Here is an 18458-nt window from a genome sequence, read left to right on the forward strand (position 1 = left end):
CAACAAGGGATATTCCCTAGGAGAAAATATGAGAATTTTACTAGCAATTATTGTATTCTTATTTCTAATAGGATGCAGCAACAGCGAATCGTTTACGCCTCCCAACACCGAGGAGTCCGTTCCTAACGATTCCGTTCAAATCGATCCCATTGTCATTGAAGGAATGATTCACTTCGCAAACGGCAAAGTCTCCCTTGGCACCAACAACAAGAACTTCAAGGAAAGCGAGCGCCCCGCCATGGAAGTCATACTCGATTACGACTTCTACATGGGCATCCACGAGATAACCTGTGGCGAATACGCCAGTGTAGCCAAAAAAGCCAAGCTCAAGACCTTCAAAAAATGCGAAAATGACAGCCTCCCCCTCACCGACATCACCTACTACGACGCCATCCTTTTTGCAAACGCCAAAAGTAAACTCGAGAATCGTGATACCGTCTACTCATATCGCAGCGCCATCTTCGATGAAGAAAAGCACTGCACCGACCTCGAAGGTTTTGCTTTCCACCCAGGAATCGAAGGCTACAGACTCCCGACCGAAGCGGAATGGGTCTATGCGGCAACCCGTGCTTGGGACGTAAAGAAAAGCTGGAACAACGAAAACTCCGAATACAAACTTCATACCGTCTGCAGCAAGGGAGCCGATTCCGCCGGGTTCTGCGACATGGCAGGAAATGCCCTGGAATGGGTCAGCGACTGGAAAGGCGACTTCCGCGATACAACCATTACAAACTATGTCGGCGCCCCTAGCGGAGAAGACTTGGGCGAACGAGTTGTAAAAGGAGGATGCTATTCCTCCTCCGAAAAGGAACTCAACCCCTACAGCAGAGGCGACATATATACCGTCACCTCGTCCACGCGAGCAGAATATGTCGGTTTCCGGCTAGCCTTCGGAAACATCCCCAACGCGCTCTGGATGAATAACGACGGGACTTCACAGACAAGCGTCATCACGCCACTTGCAGGCATCGAGACCATCAAAAAAATCACCGGCTCATACAACGTAAAGCTCGCCTTCCGCAACGATGTATCTGGAAACATCGCCTATATAGACTACTTGAACGGCAGTATGTCCGTCAAGGAAATCACCAAAAACACAGACAGCTACCATCCAGAAATTTCTCCTGACGGAAACTGGATTGTCTATTGTACCGGATTCGAGGGAGTCGCAGGGAAATCAACAATTTACGTTCAAAGCCTTGAGGGAGAGGAAACCATCCAGGTAAAACTCAAAGCAGAAAGTGCAACAATCCCCCGCTGGCGCGTCCTTGAAAACGGCGACACAACTATAGTCTACGTGACCGATGCCGGGAGCAACAGGAATAAAGCGACATTCAAATCGACTTCGACATGGCAAGTCAAATTCATGGACGGCAAGTTCGGCACCCCGCAAAAACTGTTCGACGGAGCCTACCACGGTGGTATCAGCGAAGACCGCACCCTTGCCGTATCGGGCGCACAGCTCCTGCGCGCTCGCATTGCCCAGAACGGGTCCTCCGTAACAGGAAAAGCAAACGATGTCGTCTGGTACGATTCAGCGCAAGCCTGCAACGTATCACTTTCCCAGGATGGGACCAAGCGCACTACCTTCCTTGATTTTGCAGGGAAGCCGGGCAAGGACTTTGTCGGCGAAAACTATTCCACCCATGCGCGTCTTTTTATAGCTGACAGCACCGGAAAACTGATCCATTCCATCAGGGCCCCCTCGGGCTACACCTTCGACCATACGGAATGGTCGACCGATGGAGAAAAATCCATTATCGTAGCAAGCCTCACCAACACAAACGGGGCACATTCTAAAATCGCCCTTATAAATCCAGAAGACAACAGCATCACCGAGATTGTCGAAGGCGATGAGCTCTGGCACCCGAACTTGTGGATTAAGAAAAAGACCAGCAAATCAAGTTCCGACAACGACACGCTCCCTGCAAGACCAGCTTTCGAACTGGATCCAGACAGTGCCGGAATTTATTACAACACCTCTGGAGCTCACGATAGAGCCGACCAGTGGCGCTATAAAATGGAATTCCTGTGGAAATATAAAGATACGGCAAACATTGTCATTATCGGTTCTTCACGAACCTACTATGGCATAAATCCCCTGCTTTTTAGCGAGCCCTATTTTGCAGCAAATCTGTCCGTTTCAGGAAACCACCAAAAAGCATCTTATCATTTCTTAACGCAATATGTACTCCCCCATGTGAACAAATTAAAGGTAGTCATCAAGGACATTGATTTGGACAGATGGCATACCGTTAGTTCGGGCATTTTTAGGTCTGCATATACAGCATACCCTGGATACGTTTACGACAAAAACCACAACTATTGGAAAGGCAACTATCCAGAAGGTTTGGCTGAAGCCGCTTACGATGCCCCCGGTAGCGCCTTAATACAAGGCGTGCTGCGTCCAACACGAGGATACCAGGAAAGATACGCCCACGGCTGGGGCAAGCCAACAACAAATCATGATTCCACCTGGCTTGACGAACTCAGGAACAACTACTATGATAATTTCGACTATCTTGTAAAAATGATCAAAGAATGTCAAAAGAGGGACATCATTTTTATCGGCATCATCACGCCAGAAAATCCGCATTACAAAGAAACAGGTGCCTTTGGAAAGCATGGGCTCAGGAGAAGCGAGGCCACATCGCTTATAGCAGAAATCAATAGCCTAAGCGAGAAGTATCCCAACTTCATCTTGATGGACGAAAACAAGATGGGCAATCATGACTACACAGATGAAATGGCGTTTGATACGGACCATCTAGCGGGCGCAGGCGCAACGCAGCTGACTCTTCGTGTGAACGAACTCATCAAGACATTAAACATCCATTTTGAACAGTAAGTATCGGCAAAGAGGGAATGGGATTTTTCTCGCAGGGTCTCATTTTTTCTAAATTTACCACCGAAATTTAAGCAGGCACGTGTTTTGCACGCGGGTCGTTTTGTGGCACCCAGGCAAAATTCGCGCTAAAGAGGAAAAAGATGAAAGTTTCTTTGAATTGGCTCAGACGTCATGTTGATCTTCCGGAATCTGCGGAAGAAGTTGCAAAGGCCCTCACCGCCGTCGGCTTGGAAGTCGAAGGCATGGAAGAACCGGGCAAGGTTTATGAAAAGCTGGTGGTGGCAAAGGTTCTTACCTGCGAAGCCCACCCGGACAGCGACCACTTGCACATCACGACGGTGAACGACGGCAAGGAAACCATCCAGGTCGTTTGCGGAGCCCCGAACGTGGCTGCCGGCCAGACCGTGGTGCTCGCCCCGATCGGTGCGGAACTTCCGCTCCCTGATGGTGGCACGCTCAAGATGAAGAAATCCAAGATCCGCGGCGTCGAAAGCTTCGGCATGATTTGCGCCGAAGACGAAATCGGCCTTTCTGACGACCACGGCGGAATCATGGTTCTCGACGACAGCATTCCCGCTGGTACACCGTTCGTAAGCCTCGGCCTCTACGACGTCTGCTTCGAACTGAACGTGACCCCGAACCGTCCGGATGCCCTCAGCCACCGCGGTGTCGCTCGTGAACTTGCCGCCAAGTTCAACCGTCCGCTCAAGCCGCTTACCTACGAACTCAAGGAAGATTCCGAAGCCGCAAGCTCTGCCGTGAGCCTCGAAGTGGTTCCCGGTTGCGGTTGCTCCCGCTATGTGGGCCGCGTCATCAAGGATGTGAAGGTCGAAAAGTCCCCCGCATGGCTCGCCAAGTTGCTCCACGCCGTGGGCATGAACAGCATCAACAACGTCGTCGATATCACGAACTTCATTCTGATGGACGTGGGCCAGCCGCTCCACAGCTTCGACATGGACCAGCTCCACGGGAACTCGATTAAGGTTCGCCGCGCCGTGAAGGGCGAAAAGATCGAAACCATCGACCACACCGCCCACGAACTTCTGGAAAGCGACCTCGTGATCTGCGACGGTGACCGTCCGGCTTGCGTAGCCGGCGTGATGGGCGGCGTCGAATCCGAAATCGTCGATGCCACCAAGAACGTGTTCCTCGAAAGCGCCTGGTTCAACCCGACCATCGTCCGCAAGCAGGCCAAGCGCCTCTGCATCTCGACGGATTCCAGCTACCGCTTCGAACGCGAAATTGACTTTACCACCCAGGACGAATACAGCCGCTACGCCTGCGCCATGATTCAGGAAGTCGCGGGTGGCCGCATTCTCAAGGGCACCGTCGAATACACCGGCGACGACCACAAGAAGAATTTGAACGAAGTCACGCTCCGCACTGCCCGCGCCGAAAAGATCATCGGCATGAAGATTGCCGCAGCTGACATCGAAAAGTACCTCACGGGTATCGCCCTCGAAGTCGTGAAGAAGGATGCCGAGTCTATCACCTTCAAGATTCCGGGCTTCCGCCCCGACCTCGAACGCGAAGTGGACCTCATCGAAGAAGTGGCCCGCCTCATCGGTTTCGACAACATCCCGTACAGCTTGCCGAAGTTCACCATGCAGCCCAACGAACTTCCGCCCATCGAAGTTTTGAACAGGAAGATCCGCAAGACGCTTTCGGCAATGGGTCTCCACGAATGCTTGAGCCTCCGCTTTACGAGCAAGGCCCGTACCGAAGCCCTGTTCGGTGCCGAAAACGACGACCGCCGCAGCAAGCCCGCAGCGCTCCTCAACCCGCTTTCCGATGAACTCGGCGTGGTTCCGACCAGCCTCCTCCCGAATCTTCTCAAGAGCGTTGCCGAAAACGAAAAGAACCGCCCCGGTTCCGTTCGCCTGTTCGAAGTCGCCAAGGGACAGTTCAAGCGCGACCGCAAGGACGTGCGCGATCCGGGCTTCGACGAATCGAACTTGGTCGCTCTCACCATCGCAGGCGCATTCGACGTGAATCCGCTGAACGACAAGCCCGCCCAGATTGACTTTGCCGCCTTCAAGGGCTTTGTGCAGAGCTTCCTCAAGCGTGTGGGTCTCGTCGTAGAATTCCGCGTTCCTGAAAAGGCCGAAATTTACCTGCACCCGGGCAAGCAAGTCGAAGTCCTCGCCGACGGCGTGGTACTCGGCACCATGGGTGAACTCCACCCGACCGCCATGGCCGCTTTTGAAATCGGCTACACCACCTACGTGATGGAACTCGACATGGACAAGATGGAACACGCCACCCACAAGAAGATTGTGTTCGAACCGTTCAGCCGCCAGGTGCCCTCCAGCCGCGACATCTCCATTGAAGTCGACAAGACGATGACTCACGAGCAGATCCTCGCCCGCATCAAGGGACTCAACCCGAAGAACCTCGCGAAGATTACGCTCAAGAGCATCTACGAAGGCGACAAGATCGAAGCCGGCAAGAAGAACATGGTCTACAGCCTCACCTACCAGGCCATGGACCGCACGCTTACCGACGACGAAGTCAACAAGGCCCACAACAAGCTGCGTGACAAGCTCGTCGCTAACGGCGATATCGTGCTGAGATAGAGCTATGAGGTCGGCGTAAACGCCTCTGAGGTCGCTACGCTTTGGGCCTTGAGCATTTATAATAAAAGCCCCTGCAAAGGGGCTCATTTTTTTCTCATAGCTCAAAGCTCAAAGGGCCGTAAGGCCCGACCTCATCGCTATTCCAGCGCTTCACGAATCTGCTGGATAAAGTCCATTTCTTCGGGAGACACGCAGCTTGCGTTGTCGTCTTCCTTAGAGGCATTCGCTACGCGGAGCATCGATTCCAGCACCTTGCTCTTGAATTCGCCCGATTCGTTCTTCAACACTTCGACACAGGCCGCGGCACGGTCCTTTGCAGAGCTGAAACTGGCGTAAGTATCGTTGAAATCGTCCCACGAGACATCCGGGGTCAGTTCGTCGTGAATCGCATCGAGCGTATCGCTTTCGGCCTCCGTCGCCGAAGTAGAACCCGGCAAAAGCTTGTCGGTTTCGGTTTCGTGATAAAGGCAGGCCACCTGCCAAGAAAGAATCAATAACGCTAAATTCGAATTCATCGGGTACCTCGTAATTATGGAATAAAAGATACTAAAAATATTCAGTTAATCGTCCTGGAGGCAACGGACACTAAGGCCTCGATCCTTATAAATGCCACCATGATCCAACCGATCAGGCTGCAAGAACATATAACCAGCCATTTCATAATCATATTCATCAGAACACCAAAAGTACGCCATATTCTGATTATAACGATCAAACTCATTCTTATACGCACCAAACGGAAGTGCAGTAAACCCATACGCATCGGTCGCATCAGGCCATTCCTCAAATCCCCTTGCCTGTAACTTATAATGTTGTCTAGATTCATCTTTATACACGGCGTCGAAAAACAACATATATTCAGAATCATCATTGTAACAAGTTGGCAAATGCCAACCTTCAGGACACACGCCTCGAATAGGATATGCATTAATAAGTTTTTGATAACATTGCATAATTTTATTATATCCACAACCAGTTGATTTTTCGCTAAACAATCCCGCACTATCCATTGCTGCCGCCCAGCTATAGACATTGCCATAAATTCCATGTGTCGTACTGGTTACATAAAATTCACTATACAAAGATGAATCCTTATACACATAGTCTAGGTTTTCGGCCATCCATACCTGACCTTCTATTTCAACCGTTCTGTAGGCATGTCTATCTCGTTTATCAATCAAATAACCATAATCGATATTTTCATTAAAGTATGAATTTTTAGACAAAGAAACAAAGAATCCTTTCAAGCACCAATAATTTTTTTCATAGAAGTTACTTCGTTTATTTTTTACAACTAACGAATCAAAATCATTCTCACTGCATACGTCAATACCAAAAAATTCATTAGCAATAAAGTTTTCAACATGCCGTTCGAAATCACCGACTTTTGAGCCACCATTTAAGCCCCAGCTTTCCACATTTTTGCGAATTTTCGACATTTCTTTTGTAAAAGCCCAATCAGCAATTGCCGTCTTAATGGAATCCGCATTTTCTCCATTCCATAGCCCATCCGTTTCCATATCTTGTGCAATTTCAGTCAACAACACGGAAAGATCCGTTTCATCGCCATCGCCCTGCAAAAGAATCGAAATAGCGAGCAAGGCCGCATCGGCAGCGGTTGCACCGAATACGTCCATATCCTCCGATTCCGTCTTAAAGCCCGTTGTATCGATGTGGAACGCATCAAATATTTCATGCTGAGCCTTTTTCTTTGCAGCTCTCACACTCATTTTGTCATGTGTCACTAGATAATACACTCGCTGTGATTCCAAGTGAGTAAGCAAATTCACATTCGCCGACCTACGCGCAAGCATATTAGTATAGGCCTGCAGCTGTATATTTGTAGCGGTAGGCTTACCCGTCACCTCATTACGGTACTTACCATCCACAACAATCAGGGCGTACTGACTCGTCAAATTACGACTGGAAAATTTGTAGCGACCGTCATCACTCGTAATATGACTTATAAAGTTTCCATTCGTCTGCTTGAGGGTTCGCCCATCGGAAAGTTCGTACAAATAAACCGTAGAGCCCTTGAGGAACGGTCCCTTCTGCGAATAACCCGTCAAGGAATCGAGCGAAATCGCAATCTGCTCAGAATCGGCTTCCGTAGTGTCCGACGAACCCATCGAAGGGGTTCCGCCAAAATGAAGCGTCATCGTAGAATCACCGCAGGTGATCGTCACCGAAGATTCGTCTTGAGCGACAATGGTACACCCAGCACCATCATCCCCCGCATCACCCTTCTTGCCATCTTTACCCGATTTTCCGTTGGCACCGTTTTCGCCGTCCTTACCAGCGACACCCGGGTCTCCCTTTGCACCGTTCAACACCACGCCAATGGAATCTCCATTGCAGATAATCTTGATGCCACTCTTGTCCTTAAGTTCCTTGGTGGAGCAACTGAACTCAAAATCTGAATCCGACGCCACCTCGACAATCTTTTCGGTTGTAGTCTCACCGTCGCAAGCAGCAAGAAAAGCACCCATCGCAAAAGCCACGATTGCATTTTTTTTCTTCATAATTCCTCTTGACTCAATCAAGGTTCCCAATCTTCTTTTTCGATACAACGTAACGACAATGTCGATTTATAAAAACTTCCAGCACAGTCCGCTAAAGTAATTTGATCGGTATTATAGTTAAAACGGACGCACGAAGCTTCATAGAGGCCTCCACCGCGATAAGGAGTACTCCAAAACACAGCTACAGAACCTTCATTGATATGATTGCCTTCGTGATCCACAGAACCAGCTGGTAAAATTGAAAAAGAAAAATCATCGGAGCCATTCCCATTATTATCCCAACCAGAGGTAGACTTGAGGAAATTGCCCCCCGTTGGAACTCCCGCATACCATGATCCACCAACGGCACTAAACAAAAAAGTCCATTCGCGTGTTGTCGGCATTCGCCAACCCTTTGGGCAAATACGATTAGCCTCGTCATAGGAATAGAAACGCCCATACTTTTCGCAATCAAAGCAGACGTTGTCTTCTATTTCATAATTCATATTTTCAGCCATCCATCTCCGAGTTCCAATCGCAATCGTCCTGTACTCTGTACCAGCCGCATCTTTCACCGTTCCGGAGCTGCCTTCCGCATCGAAAATCCACCCCTCATCCGCGGTGCACTTGTAATGCGACAACTGATTTTCCAAGACAAAACTTTCATTATAGATATAGCTCACGCAACCTCTGTTCCAGCCAATTTCCGATCCATTTGCATACCTAAGCGTATCCGCATCCCATACCAGCTTTTTCCCTGAAACGGGGCCCACCAAAAGGGTTCCGTCTTGCGTATTTTCGGGCTCCCAATTATAGCGGTCACTTTCCAATTCGGTTGCCGTACGCCACTGTCCCCCTTCGACACATTTAAACCGAATCTTTGTGATTTCCGTATCGTAATAATCTTTCGCATAGAAATTTGTGGATTGCGGATTCGCCACTTCTTTAATAGTTCCTTCCGGAACGTCATCGCCGCAGATTCCGAGTTCAAGTTCCTTGCCGTAGAACCGGCGAATCACCTTTTCAAAATCAGGAGCCTTAGCCGTAGAAAGCTTCCACCCCTCGACATTTTTACGAATATTCGCAAGTACGTTTAACGTATCCGACATCGCAGAATCGGCGGTAAGCGCCCACTCGGCGATTTTCACCCTAGCAAGCGAATCATTCCATTCACCGTCGATTTCCATATCCATAGACATTTCGGTCAAAAGCACTGAAAGGTCTGTTTCGTCCCAATTTCCCTGCAACAATACCGAAATGCCAAGCAGCACCGCATCGGCATCACTTGAACCGAACACATCCAAGTCTTCGGATTCTACCTTGATACCCGTCGTATCAACATGGAAGGCATTTAAAATTTCAGACTGAGCCTTTTTCTTAGCTCCCCGAACACTCATTTTTTCACGAGTCACCAGATAGTACACCCGAACCGATTCCAAATGCGTGAGCAAGTTCACGTTTGCAGATCTACGCGAAAGCATATTGGTATAGGCCTGCAATTTGATAGGCGTACTCATCGGTTTTCCGGTTATTTCACTCCGGTATTTACCATCGACCACAATCAAGGCGTATTGGCTCAACAGATCACGACTTGAAAACTTGTAACGACCATCGTCACTCGAGATATAGCTTAAAAAATTTCCATTCGTCTGTTTTAGGGTCCTGCCATCGGAAAGTTCGTAAAGGTACACCGCCGAGCCCTTGAGGAAAGGCCCCTTTTGCGAAAAGCCTGACAAGGAATCCATCGAAATCGCAATCTTTTCAGAATCGACTTCTGCAGTATCCGCACCTGTAAAATCGGGATCATCTAAAAACAAGGTAAATGTGCTATCGCCACAGCAAATGGTCACCGACGTATCGGATTTATCCACAATTGTACAACCGGTACCATCCTTACCGTTTTTTCCATCGGCCCCAGAAGCCCCATTTTCACCCTTGGCACCATCGTTGCCAGAGGCACCTTTTTTACCGTCGGCACCTTTTTTTCCGTCTTTTCCATACAGAACTTCACCGACAGAATCCCCGTTACAGATAATCTTGATTCCGCTTTTATTTTTAAGTTCCTGAGTGATACAACCGGATTCAGCACCGTTCAAGTAAAAAGTATCTACAGGCACAATAACGGTATCAAGCACAAGCGTTTCCGTATCGGATTCAAACTCCGAAATGCCATCTGACGTCGTTGAATCGCCACAAGCCCCAAAGTAAAGAGCCAATAAAAAAATCCATAAAACTTTTTTCATAAAAACTCTTCCGTTAAAAATCTTCTATACAACGTACGGAATGCAGCAGTACATCATTATAGGTATACATGTGAGAATTTTTGTAAAAATTATCAAAATACACAACATAAGCATTTGAAGACTCTTCGTGAGTGGATGACCAGAAATAAGCATAGGTTCCTTCGCCAAATAAGTCGCCAACTCTTTGGCCGAGACCCACAGGTTGCGCAGAAAAGCCAAAAGCATCCACTCCATTGCCATTATTTTTCCAACCAGATGTGGACTTGAGAACCAAAGCAGCTGTTGAATCTCCTCCAACCGTTATAAACAGTGTTTCCCAATCCCCTTTTGTCGGCAAATGCCATCCTCTGGGACACGCCTTATCCGCGGCTTTCCAAGTATAGAACCGTCCCGTTTCTTCACATCTATCACAGTCACTTTCTTCTGTTTTGTAATTCAGGTTTTCGGCCATCCACGTCTGGTTTCCAATCGTTATGGTCCGGTATCTCGTACCGGCAGCATCCCTCATCGTTCCTGAACTCCCTTCTATGTCAAATATCCACCCCTCGGCAGAGCACTTGTAATGCGACAATTGGTTCGCAAAAACAAAACTTTCGCCTCGGATATAGCTTACACAACCCCTATCCCAGCTAATTTCTGTACTATCCGCATACCTAAGCGTATCCGCATCCCACACCATCTTTTTCCCAGTAATGGGGGCATCCAAAAGTGAACCATCCTTGGCGTTCCTTGGGTTCCATTTAAAACGGTCCTTTTCGATATCTGTCGCCGGGCGCCATAATTGGGTCTTTAAATCACAAATATACCGCACCTTCGTTCGTGTCGTGTCCAGGTAGTCTTCGGCATAAAACTCTATGGAATTTACGTTCGGAACCTCTTTTACCGTTTCCGGAAGGACATCGTCTCCACACACACCGAGCCCTAGTTCCAGACTATAAAACCGGCGAACCACCTTTTCAAAATCAGGAACTCCAGCCGAAGAAAGTTGCCAGTTTTCCACGTTTTTCCGAATTCTCATGAGGCCATTTGTAGAATCTGAGGCCGAATCAGCGGCAATCGCCCAATCGGCAATTTTTGCCCTAGAAAGAGAATCCGTCCACAGGCCATCATCTTCCAGATCCATCATCACGTCAACCAAAAGCACCGACAAATCCGTTTCATTTCCACTCCCCTGCAACAGCACCGAAATGGCGAGCAAAGCAGCATCGGCATCCGTTTTTCCGAACACATCCAAGTCTTCGGATTCCATCGCGAATTCCGTCGGGTCAATATGGAATGCCCCAAAAATTTCGTACTGCGCTTTTTTCTTCGCTTCACGAAGCCTCATTTTTTTGCGCGTCACCAGGTAATACACACGCAACGATTCCAAATGCGTAAGCAAGTTCACATTGGCGGACCTGCGCGAAAGCATATTGGTATAGGCCTGCAACTTAATCGTGGTTGCAGTCGGTTCACCCGTCACCTCATTGCGGTACTTACCATCGACCACAATCAAGGCATACTGGCTCAACAAATTACGACTCGAAAAACTGTAGCGACCGTCGTCACTCGTTATTTCACTCGTGAAGTTTCCATTCGTCTGCTTTAAGGTACGACCATCAGAAAGTTCATAAAGGTAAACCGTTCCCCCTTTCAAAAACGGCCCCTTCTGCGAAAAACCCGTCAAGGAATCCAGCGAAATTGCAATTCTTTCGGAATCGATTTCAGCCGTATCTGCAATCGAGCCAATATCATTATCGATTTTTAATGTAATCGAGCTATCGCCACAGGTAATCGTCACCGAAGAATCTGTTTTATTCGTAATAGAGCAGGAAATTCCGTCGAGACCGTCTTCGCCGTCATTTCCGGCAACACCGTCATCGCCCTTTTCTCCATCCTCGCCTCTGGCACCCTCCTTACCATTTGCCCCATTTTTTCCATTTTTCCCATTCAATACAACCCCAATGGAATCTCCGTTACAAACAACCTTAAGGCCACTTTTATCCTTTAATTCCTTGGTGGTACAGCTATAGTTGTCCGCCAAATAAAGGGTATCCGCCTCAACGATAACAGTATCTTTTACCGAAGAATCATCCGTGAAAGCGGATTCAGAGGCAGACTCCGTTGTCGAGGAATCCCCGCAAGCGAAAAGAACAAGAGAAAGTAGAAGTAGCGCGACTAATTTTTTCATGGCAGTTCCTCTTGATTTTCAATACAACGGACCGACATATAATGATCATCCAAATAAACAACCACTTTGGAACGAGCTTCAGGTCGTTCATAATCAAAGGAAACATCGAAAGCTCCTGATTTGCCCAGATCTTCACCTTCGGTGGCTGTCCAGAAAAAGGCAGACATTCCTTTATTTGCATGACTTCCTGCCCAAAGCCCCGCAGGCAATACGGTAAATCCGAAAGCATCCGTACCTCCGCCACTATTTCCTTGCCAAGTAGAAGTCCAGCCAGAAGCCGATTTGAGGACCGCACCGGCCGAAGTCGCGCCACCAACCGCAGCAAACAAGGTATTCCATTCCTCTAATGTCGGCAAATGCCAACCTTCGGGACAGACCCACTTTGCGGAGCTCCAAGTATAGAGTCGTCCATAAGTTTCACATTCAATACAATTGCTATCCCAAATAGCATAGTTCAAATTTTCAGCCATCCATCTCTGGGTTCCAATGGCTACCGTCCGGTATTCCGTTCCAGCGGCATCCTGCATTGTGCCCGAGCTTCCCTCCTTATCAAAAATCCACCCTTCCTGCGAACAAATGTAATGCGACAGCTGATTTTCCAGGACAAAGCTCGAATCCCGTGTATAGCTTACACAACCCCTGTTCCAACTCACTTCCGAATCATCCGCATATCGGAGCGTATCCGCATCCCATACCAGTTTCCTTCCGGTAAACGGGCCATCCAAAAGAGTTCCGTCTTCGGTATTTTCCGGATTCCAGCCATAAAGATCTTTTTCCAAATCGGTCGCAATACGCCACCGACCATCATCCAGGCACTTAAAGCGGGCTACCGTTATTGTTGAATCAAAATAATCCTTTGCATAATACATCGTGGATTTAGCATTCGACACCTCTTTCACCGTTCCCATAGGGACATCGTCTCCGCACACCCCCAGTTGCAGTTCCAAACCGTAGAAACGGCGAATCATTTTTTCAAAATTTGGAACTCCTGTCGTCGAAAGTTTCCACCCTTCCACATTTTCACGAATCTTCGCAAGTCCATTTGCGCTATCAGGCAAAGGTGAATCTATGGTTAACGCCCACTCCGCGATTTTCGCCCTGGAAAGGGAATCATTCCATTCCCCGTCTTCTTCCAGATCCATCATCATATCCGTCAGCAACACCATCAGTTCCGTTTCGTTCCCCTCACCTTGCAAAAGCACCGATATGGCAAGCAAGGCGGCGTCGGCATCGGTCTTGCCAAACACATCAAGATCTTCAGATTCGGCATTGAAACCTGTCGTATCAATGTGGAATGCATTGAATATTTCGTACTGCGCCAGCTTTTTCGCCCTCCGGACAGTCATCTTCTCTTTTGTAACAAGGTAAAATACGCGATTTTTTTCCAGATGAGTCAGCAAGTTCACGTTTACGGATCTGCGCATCAGCATATTGGTGTAGGCCTGCAACCTAATGGCAGTAGACGTAGGCACCCCAGTCACTTCATTGCGGTACTTACCTTCGGCAACAATCAGGGCATACTGGCTTTTCAAATCGCGGCTAGAAAACCGATAGCGGCCATCATCATTTGTAATATGACTTATAAAGTTTCCATTTGTCTGCTTAAGGGTTCTGCCATCGGTAAGCTCGTAAAGGTACACTGCCGAGCCCTTCAGGAACGGGCCCTTCTGCGAAAAACCCGACAGGGAATCCATCGATACCGCCACCTGTTCGGAATCGACCTCAACAGTATCACCATTGAGTTCTTTCCCTAAATTCAAGACCATCGTAGAATCGCCACATACGATGGTCACCGTAGAATTCGTCCTATCCGTTATGGAGCAGTCATCCCCATCCTTGCCATCTTGACCATCGGGGCCATCAGAGCCTTTTTTCCCCTTTGCGCCGTCCTTCCCCTTAGCACCATCCTTGCCGTCGGAGCCATCTTTTCCCTTTACGCCCTTCAGGACAACGCCAATAGAATCCCCATTACAGATAATCTTTATACCACTTTTGTCCTTGAGTTCCTTCGTGGAGCAACTGAATCCACTCGCATCCAGATAAATAGCCTTTTCAATAACGACTACCGTATCGCCATTCTCTATACCAGAACTAGCCTCAGCGACTCTATCGGATGAGGAATCATCGCCACAGGCGACAAGCAACAAGAAAAGACCGAAAACGAGAGATAACGTAACCCTACTCCCCGCAAAGACTCTTAAGATACCCATCGATGGATACTCCATAGAATGTTCTCCTTACAGATAAGATAAAATATAATTTTTTTGAATTTATTTGTGGACGATATGCGCCAACCTCATCCCCGTTCCTCTCTGAATACCCTCCCTCGTTGCACTCGGTCGAGGATGACATTTTCAATTCATCCCAAGATCCTTCGACTTCGTTCACTTCGGCCCTTCGGCAAGCTCAAGGACCTTTGTAAACCGCTCAGGATGACAGCAGATGACCTAACCACTAATCACTAACCACTTTCTACCGCATACTTTTTACTATATGGCGTTCTTTCAGAACGCATATAGTACGGCTCGGCAATGTCAAAATAACAAGTTATTTTGCCGCTGCTCTCGCCTTTTACTATATTCCCCTACATGGCATACGTAGCAATGGCCCGCAAGTGGCGTCCGCAGTCTTTTGCCGACATGGTCGGCCAGGAACATATCGCAAAAACCCTCCAGAACGCAATCGAAGGAGGACGACTTCATCACGCATTCCTATTTACCGGAACCCGTGGCGTCGGCAAGACTACCAGTGCCAGAATCCTCGCCCGCACCTTGAACTGCACCGGCGGCGACCCGCTGCACCCGTGCGGACAGTGCGAAAGCTGCAAGGACATTGCCGGCGGTTCCCCGATGGACGTCTTTGAAATAGACGCGGCCTCCAATACCGGCGTCGACAACATCCGCGACGTGATCGAGCGCGTACAGTATCCGCCCGTTATCGGCAAATACAAAGTCTTTATTATCGACGAAGTCCACATGCTCACGACAGGCGCTTTCAATGCGCTCCTGAAAACGCTCGAAGAACCGCCCGAACATGTCATCTTCATTTTTGCGACGACCGAAGTCAACAAGGTCCCGCAAACTATTCTTAGCCGCGTACAGCGTTTCGACTTCAAGCGGCTCACCGTAGAACAGATCCGCAGCCGTCTCCGTTACATTTGCGAACAGGAAGGAATTAACGCGACCGACGAAGCGCTCGACATTTTCGCCGAAAAAGCCGACGGTTCAATGCGCGACGGCCTCACCTATTTCGACCAGGCGTACGCCTTTACCGGCAACGAAATGAGCGCCGACGCCGTCCGTAGCGTCCTCGGCATTCCGCCCGTGGAACTTTTCTTCACGCTGATTTCTGCCATCGAAGGGCACGACCTCAAGGGTTGCTTCAAGATGGTGGACGACGCTTGCAGACGCGGTATCGAATTCACGCCGCTCCTCGACGGATTCGGAAAATTCCTGAGGAACCTGCTTTACGCCCGCCTCGACGCATTTACACCCGACGCCCTGAACATTTCCGAAGAAATGTTCACCAAGTACAAGAGCATCGTCCCCGAAATCAAGAACGGAGACATTCTCCGCATCAGCAAGATGCTGATTGACCTGCAGGCGACGCTACGCTACAGTACCAATCCGCGCCTGCTTGTAGAAACGACTTTTGCCCGCATGGCATGGCTCGACAGGCTGACAGACCTTAGACGCGCCCTTGCAGCGATCAACGATCCTAAAAGCGCCTCCGAAGAGGCGTTAAAAAAAAAAGTAGCTGATGTCCAAAACATGCTCGACGCCGAGGAAGAAGCCAAGGCGTTGCAGCAGCGTGAAGAAAACCCCTTCGCCGCCCTCCAGCAGGGCATTTCAAGCGGATACAACGGAGACTCCTACAGCCGTTACGAAATTTCGGCCGCCTGGGGCTCAATCAAGACACGCATCGCCGACGCCGGTGATTTCGCATTCTCGGTCGCCCTAAACGACACGGTTCTTGAAACCGGCGACCCCAAGGAAACGCCCTTCCCCATCGCGCTCACCTATCTCGGAGACAACGCGGGCGATGCCTGGGGCGTCAAGCAGATGGAAGACCACCCCGAATACATGGAGCGCATCAAGCAAATGCTCGAAGACGCCCTCCAGACTCCGGTGAACCTCAGCCTCAAGAGTCGAGCATTCAACGAGTCGGAACTTAGAATCCGCAAGCAGGCGCAGATGTCGCCCTACGAACTCGACCTCGAAAAAGACCCCGGACTTGCCAAGCTGAAAGAAATGTTCCTTGCCGAACTTATTTACAGCCACAAGAGCAACCGCCCCGTAGCACCGCAGCAAAGCGAATCCTGCTGCGATACCGATAGCGAAGACAACAACTAGCTAAGCCTGTTGCACATCCTTCATCTTGAAGGCAAGCATCGTAATGTCGTCGAACTGAGGCGCGTTCCCGGCGTGGTTCCTTACCGCCATGCGCACCTTTCTGCACAACAGTCGAACGGAATCGTCCTTCGCCTCGTTTAGCACATTCTGCAAGCGTTCCAGGCCGAATTCCTCGTTCTTTTCGTTGATCGCTTCGGGAACACCGTCGGTATAGTTGAAAATCGTATCGCCGGGCTGCAGCTGGACTTCAAAGTCCTGGTACTTATAACCGGGCATTCCCGCAAGGACAAATCCGCTCTTGACCTTTGCCATTTCGAACTTGCCGTCCTTATGCTTGATGAACGGCTTTTCGTGTCCGGCATTCGCATAGACCAGGTGGCCCGTCCTAATGTTCAGCACCCCGCAAATACACGTGACAAACATGTCGTGCACATTACGTTCTGCCAGTTCATCATTCGCCTGGTTCAAGGCCTCGGCAGGCGAAAGCCCATGCTGCAGGTTGTGCTTCAGTACAATTTTCGAAACCATCATGAAAAGGGCCGCAGGAACCCCCTTCCCCGAAACGTCTGCAATCAGAAGCGCAACATGATCGTCGTCAATAAAGAAATTATCGTAAAAGTCGCCACCAACTTCAAGCGCCGGACGCATTGCGGCATAATTGTCAAAGCCCTCGATTTCTAGCGGCCTAGAAAGGGATGCCCGCTGGATGGTCGTCGCAATGGCAAGCTCCGTATGAATTTTCTGTTGCTTTGCGGTGGCCACTGTCAGTTCCTTCACGTAATCTTCGAGTTCCGTCGCCATATCCTGATACGAGCGCGCCAACTTTCCAATTTCAGACGTAAAGTAGACATACCTGTGACACTTATTTAAAATGTTATGAATGCGTATATCGATATCCGTATTCTGGCCGAAGGACTTCGCGATTTCGCTCATGCTCTCGATAGGCCGCGTCACTGTCCGTTCCATATAGTAGAGGAACCCGAGCGAAACCCAGATGCCGATATTGAGCAGTGCGCCAATGAAAAAGTAAACGTAACTCCAGAGGTAAAGATTGTTCTCGCCGTACTTGAGGGCGATACTCGGGTAGCTCGCAGCTCCTAGAGCGACAGAGATAATGATACTCGTCGCCAAAAAGAACAGAATGAATTTTTCGTTGAGCGAGAAAGAAAAGACGAATTTTGCAGGTGAGCCTTGATCCCTTGTAGGCAAGTTTTGCTCCTTGCGCATACGTCGTTGGCTAATCAGGGACGCACAGATAAGGTACGGGAAACCAATCACCACCATGGTGATGAACTGGTTGAAGAAAATGTTTGCCGAAAGCATCGAGAAATACTGCTCGTCGAACTTGAGCTTGATGACACTCACGACCATGAACGCCGTTGCCAGGGAATCCAAGATGACAATCAGCATGTATTGCACATTCTTGTAGATTTTATCCAGCTTGAACTTATTCTCATCATTTTTACGAAGCCGGTTCCAAATGACGGCGGGCACGTAGCCATAAATAATCTGGATGAAAAATCCCGGAACAAAGATAATGGCGTCATACCCCGAAATAATGTCGGCGACAAGATTTGCGATGGCACACCCCAAGACGCCCCAGAATCCAAACGAGATGCCGAACAGGAGCGGAAGGGCGGCAACGATTCGCACCTCCGTCGTATCCGAAATCCGGAAAAGATCCCGACAAGGTAACCCGAGGACAAAGAAAATCAAGCCACAAATAACGGCAACAAGTATGTACTTATAAATATTCTTCATAAGACTC

9 protein-coding genes are annotated in these 18458 nt (G+C 49.1%); 3 read left to right on the forward strand and 6 right to left on the reverse strand.

Annotated elements, in window-relative coordinates:
- Nucleotides 1-28 precede the first annotated feature (28 nt).
- Both Q0W37_RS03190 and pheT read left to right on the forward strand, forming a co-directional pair.
- On the forward strand, nucleotides 29-2848 hold the full coding sequence (locus Q0W37_RS03190; RefSeq protein WP_297698701.1) for a TIGR02171 family protein: 2820 nt from the start codon (nucleotides 29-31) through the stop codon (nucleotides 2846-2848).
- Nucleotides 2849-2988: 140 nt separating this feature from the next.
- Complete coding sequence (gene pheT, locus Q0W37_RS03195; RefSeq protein ID WP_297698703.1) at nucleotides 2989-5424, forward strand: phenylalanine--tRNA ligase subunit beta; 2436 nt, start codon at nucleotides 2989-2991, stop codon at nucleotides 5422-5424.
- Nucleotides 5425-5561: 137 nt separating this feature from the next.
- Here the strand turns inward: pheT and Q0W37_RS03200 are convergent, their stop codons facing one another.
- Genes Q0W37_RS03200 through Q0W37_RS03220 form a run of 5 tightly spaced genes read right to left on the reverse strand, consistent with a single transcriptional unit; the run spans nucleotide 5562 to nucleotide 14548 of the window.
- On the reverse strand, nucleotides 5562-5939 hold the full coding sequence (locus tag Q0W37_RS03200; RefSeq protein WP_297698705.1) for a hypothetical protein: 378 nt from the start codon (nucleotides 5937-5939) through the stop codon (nucleotides 5562-5564).
- A gap of 45 nt (nucleotides 5940-5984) precedes the next feature.
- Nucleotides 5985-7946: an FISUMP domain-containing protein gene (locus tag Q0W37_RS03205; protein WP_297698707.1), complete on the reverse strand. Its 1962-nt coding sequence runs from the start codon at nucleotides 7944-7946 to the stop codon at nucleotides 5985-5987.
- A gap of 17 nt (nucleotides 7947-7963) precedes the next feature.
- A complete protein-coding gene (locus tag Q0W37_RS03210; protein ID WP_297698708.1) occupies nucleotides 7964-10168 on the reverse strand; it encodes an FISUMP domain-containing protein in 2205 nt (734 codons plus the stop codon).
- 13 nt (nucleotides 10169-10181) lie between these two features.
- Entirely contained in the window at nucleotides 10182-12338 is a 2157-nt protein-coding gene (locus Q0W37_RS03215) for an FISUMP domain-containing protein (protein ID WP_297698710.1), read from the reverse strand.
- Complete coding sequence (locus Q0W37_RS03220; RefSeq protein WP_297698712.1) at nucleotides 12335-14548, reverse strand: fibrobacter succinogenes major paralogous domain-containing protein; 2214 nt, start codon at nucleotides 14546-14548, stop codon at nucleotides 12335-12337. The genes Q0W37_RS03215 and Q0W37_RS03220 overlap by 4 nt, the downstream gene beginning before the upstream one ends.
- 378 nt (nucleotides 14549-14926) lie before the next feature.
- Here Q0W37_RS03220 and dnaX point away from each other — a divergent pair, with 378 nt between their 5' ends.
- Nucleotides 14927-16690: a DNA polymerase III subunit gamma/tau gene (gene dnaX / locus Q0W37_RS03225; RefSeq protein WP_297698713.1), complete on the forward strand. Its 1764-nt coding sequence runs from the start codon at nucleotides 14927-14929 to the stop codon at nucleotides 16688-16690.
- Here the strand turns inward: dnaX and Q0W37_RS03230 are convergent, their stop codons facing one another.
- On the reverse strand, nucleotides 16691-18451 hold the full coding sequence (locus Q0W37_RS03230; protein ID WP_297698715.1) for a SpoIIE family protein phosphatase: 1761 nt from the start codon (nucleotides 18449-18451) through the stop codon (nucleotides 16691-16693).
- Nucleotides 18452-18458 lie beyond the last annotated feature (7 nt).

Source organism: uncultured Fibrobacter sp., assembly GCF_947166265.1.
Lineage (GTDB): Bacteria > Fibrobacterota > Fibrobacteria > Fibrobacterales > Fibrobacteraceae > Fibrobacter.